Consider the following 3,707-nt stretch of genomic DNA (forward strand, 5'->3'; position numbering starts at 1 on the left):
TGCGTGAAAGAGCGGCAACATACAGAGGAAGAAGCATTTGAGAGAGGTTAGAGAATGAATGCAGAAATGAACGAAGCTATGAATGAAGCTATGAATGAAGATTACAGAGTTGGAGCACCGGTATTTGATGATGAGAGCTCTTTTGAGAACGATTATGAGGTCGAGACGGTTGAGAATAATGATGCGACACCTCCAGAACCGGTTGCAGAGCCCGTTGAAAAGCCTTCAGAAATCGTTCCTATAGATCGGCAACGTGCAGAACAACAAGCTCAACAAGCCCGTGAAGCGCTTGTCAAGTTTTATGAATCTCAAGCCCAGCCACCAATGGTTGAAGGAGAAGGTGCGCCCCCAGACCTACGTGAGGACCCAATTAGCGTATTAACGTGGATGTTAGATAAGATTCAAAAGCAAGATGCGTATATTAGGGCACAACAGGATGTTCAAAGGCAAGCCATTGAATCCCACGAATTTAATGATCATTTGAACCAGTTTTTAGAAAGTTCTGTTACATCAATTAAAGATAAATACAGTGATTTTGATGCGGCGGCGGATTATCTTTATGAGACGCGTGCAAAGCAATTAAGTGCTTGGTCATCTGTTTATCCGACTTATGCGCAACGGAGCACGATAGATGCGATTATAGGGGATGAATTGCGTACGATTGTAGCGACTTGCGCCCAAAAGGGGGGTAATCCAGCAGAAGAGCTTTATAGGATAGCGCAAAACCTTGGCTATCAGAACCAAGGGGTTCAAGCGAATAATCAAGTAGCAGAACTTCAAAGCCGGCAGAATTCTGCGAGAACCTTAACAGCATCTGGAGGAGGGGGCAGTGTTGGACCAATCACTTTAGCAAGCATTGATGGGATGTCAGAAGAAGAATTTGACGCTTGGATATCAAATCCGAAAAATAAAGCAATTTTTCGGCAATTGCATGGTGCTGGTAACGGGTATTAAGAGTGCATTTTTATAGAAATTAGTCTGTTTTATGCAGGGTTATGGTCCGGCTTTTAAGCCGGTTTTTTTACAGCAAAGAAAGGTAAAATCAATGGCATTAACAACAGTTAGAGCAGATGATCCTCATGCGATAAGCACGTGGTCAAAATTATTAAATACAGAAGTTTCAAAGGCGATACCTATTGCCCCCCTTATAGGCAAGGGTTCAAACAGCATTATTCAACTTAAAACCGAAACACAGAAAGGCAGAGGGGATTGTGTTACATTTAGCTTACGTACACAGCTTTTGGGACGGGGTGTTACCTCAGGACAGACGCTTGAGGGGAATGAAGAGGCATTACAATTCCTTCATGACAGACTATATATTGACGAACTTTCGCATGCAGTTCGTGTAGAAAATGAAGGTAGTATAGCGCAACAACGTACAACGTTTGATTTGCGCGACGAAGCAAAAGATGGCTTAGTTGATTGGTATGCAGATCGCTTAAGCTTGATGTTTTTCATTCAAGCTTGCGGATATACAGCAAGGACAATCTCTTTTGAAGATCGGATGATAGATATCGAGAATGTGCATTATGGATTTAATGAACCTCTTGCACCAAGTAGTAAGCGAATTATCCGTCCAGATGGTAAAACCAAGGATGAAGAGCTAAGTGAAGCGCCAAAACACAGCTTTAGTTTAAAGCTTATTGACGAAGCTGTAAAAATGGCGAAACTTGCTAATCCCAAAATTCGACCAGTACGTGTGAATGGGGAGAGTGTTTATGTTCTCTATTTGCATCCAACACAAGTGATGCAATTGCGTACCAATACAGAGACTGGTCAGTGGCTTGATATTCAGAAAGCTGCTTACACAGGCTCTCGTGCGAAAAACCCAATCTTTGATGGTTCTTTAGGCATGTATAATGGTGTGATTTTACGTGAATCTGAACATGTCACCCATGGGGTTAAATCTACCGATCATACAGCGAAAAAAAGTGTGCGTCGTGCTGTTTTTCTTGGAGCACAAAGTATCGTTATGGCTTTTGGAAATAATCGCAATGTCAATCGCTATAAATTGGTGGAAGAGCATTTCGACTATCAACGTTACTATGGTTTGTCTGCGAAAACACTGATTGGCATGAAGAAAACCCGTTTCAAATTTCCAAATAGCTCTCAAGCAGCGCAAGATTTTGGAACGATTGTTATCCCCACCTATAGTGGTGAACCTGATAATTAATCATAGGGAGGAAACAAGACATGGCAGATCAATTACCACCTCCATTACAGGGAAGAAATCTTCACACCCAACAGGTGAGTTTCTTACGTTTGAATATCTCGCATAAAGATAAGCATCTTACGGAAAAAATCGGAATTTTGCCTCGTGGCGCTTTGATCACTTCGATTAAAGCTTTTGTCAAGACCGCGTTTTCTGAGGCAAAATTAAAGATAGGCAGCACCTATGGCGGCAATGAGTTCAGTGAAAAAGACATCAAAGCCCAAGGCACGCAAGATTTTACGCCAACAGATCAAAAGTCTTTTGTTGCAGATGATAAGGAGATGACCCTTTATGCAACACGGGATAAAACAACTGCGGCTGGTGAATGTATTGTGGTTGTGCAATTCGTGACAAATCATTGAGGGGATAAGACATGGCAGATTATTTACCACAGCCCTTGCAAGGGAGAAATCTTCATACCCAGCAGGTAAGCTTTTTGCGGCTTAATTTTAGCTATGAAGATAAAGAAAACGCTATGAGAATAGGTACGCTACCTCGTGGTGCTTTGATTACTTCAATTAAAGTGTTTGTTAAGACGGCATTTTCAGAAGCGAAGGTAAAAATAGGCAGCACTGCTGGAGGGACTGAGTTTGGTGAAGTAGAAATCAAACAACAGGCAGTAAAAGAGGTTAAGCCCACCAATCAGAAGGAATTTGTCCCTTATGATAAAGAGGTCACTCTCTATGCTAAAGCTGATAAGACAGTACAAGCTGGTCAAGCAAGTATAGTCGTTGAATTTGTAACCAATCACTGAAATTGAGGGGAGAGATTTATTAACTCCCTCTCAGTTTATGAAGTAGAAGACTGTACAGAGAGTTGCAAATTAAGGGCCGATAAGACAGCGACTAAGGTAGAAAGTTTAGGGTCACCAGTCTTACTTAAAGAGCGGTATAATCCACTGCGTTCGCGATTGGTTTCTTTTGCTAAGGCACTCATATTTTGAGCACGTGCAACAATACCAAGGGCATCTGCTATATGAGAGGCATCACCGGTTTTAAAGGCTTCATTAAGAAATGCTTGTTGTACCTCAATGTCTTCAAGATATTCTTCTGGTTTAAAGGGGGTTATTTTCATCACTGTACTCCTCTTTTAACTTTAATGCTTGTTCAATATCTTTTTTCTGCGTTGATTTATCTCCACCACATAACAAAAGGATAAAATCAGAGCCTTTTTGGGTAAAATAAATTCGGTAACCAGCACCATAATGGATACGTAATTCACCTATGCCATTAAAGAATTTAACATCACCGAAAAGACCCTGTTTTAAGCGGACAATACGTTGAAGAATAATAGCCTTAACGCTTTTATCTTTAAGTTTCTTAAGCCAAGTATCAAATTCTATCGTTTTATGAATGAATACCATTTGAGTACTATACTACACAAACTATATAATATCAATAGTAATAATTTTTACTGAAAGGTATTTTGATGACACGTCATTATATTCGGGTTAAGACCGGAGGACCGATACCAGTAAAGCGAGATGTTTATCGTC

General features: G+C 40.7%; 6 protein-coding genes. 4 read left to right on the plus strand and 2 right to left on the minus strand.

The genetic code is table 11. The features are described 5' to 3' along the window. Positions 1-54 precede the first annotated feature (54 nt). The 4 genes from ACFILW_RS09105 to ACFILW_RS09120 all read left to right on the plus strand — a co-directional run bounded on the left by ACFILW_RS09105 (position 55) and on the right by ACFILW_RS09120 (position 2,966). Positions 55-954 carry a hypothetical protein gene (locus ACFILW_RS09105; protein ID WP_375685626.1) on the plus strand — a complete coding sequence of 300 codons (900 nt, stop codon included), beginning with the start codon at positions 55-57 and terminating at the stop codon, positions 952-954. 91 nt (positions 955-1,045) lie between these two features. Then, positions 1,046-2,173, plus strand: coding sequence for a N4-gp56 family major capsid protein (locus ACFILW_RS09110; RefSeq protein ID WP_375646675.1), 1,128 nt, complete (start codon positions 1,046-1,048; stop codon positions 2,171-2,173). Between the two features lie 20 nt (positions 2,174-2,193). Next, positions 2,194-2,574 (plus strand): hypothetical protein, encoded by a 381-nt coding sequence (locus ACFILW_RS09115; protein WP_375627176.1) that lies wholly within the window; start codon positions 2,194-2,196, stop codon positions 2,572-2,574. A gap of 11 nt (positions 2,575-2,585) precedes the next feature. Next, positions 2,586-2,966, plus strand: a complete 381-nt coding sequence (locus ACFILW_RS09120) for a hypothetical protein (protein WP_375685628.1) — start codon at positions 2,586-2,588, stop codon at positions 2,964-2,966. Between the two features lie 35 nt (positions 2,967-3,001). Here the strand turns inward: ACFILW_RS09120 and ACFILW_RS09125 are convergent, their stop codons facing one another. Continuing rightward, positions 3,002-3,286 (minus strand): addiction module antidote protein, encoded by a 285-nt coding sequence (locus ACFILW_RS09125; RefSeq protein WP_375621740.1) that lies wholly within the window; start codon positions 3,284-3,286, stop codon positions 3,002-3,004. Then, complete coding sequence (locus ACFILW_RS09130) at positions 3,267-3,575, minus strand: type II toxin-antitoxin system RelE/ParE family toxin (RefSeq protein ID WP_375624281.1); 309 nt, start codon at positions 3,573-3,575, stop codon at positions 3,267-3,269. The genes ACFILW_RS09125 and ACFILW_RS09130 overlap by 20 nt, the downstream gene beginning before the upstream one ends. Positions 3,576-3,707: the final 132 nt, after the last annotated feature.

The organism is Bartonella sp. TT110JLCBS (genome assembly GCF_042193405.1).
GTDB lineage: Bacteria > Pseudomonadota > Alphaproteobacteria > Rhizobiales > Rhizobiaceae > Bartonella.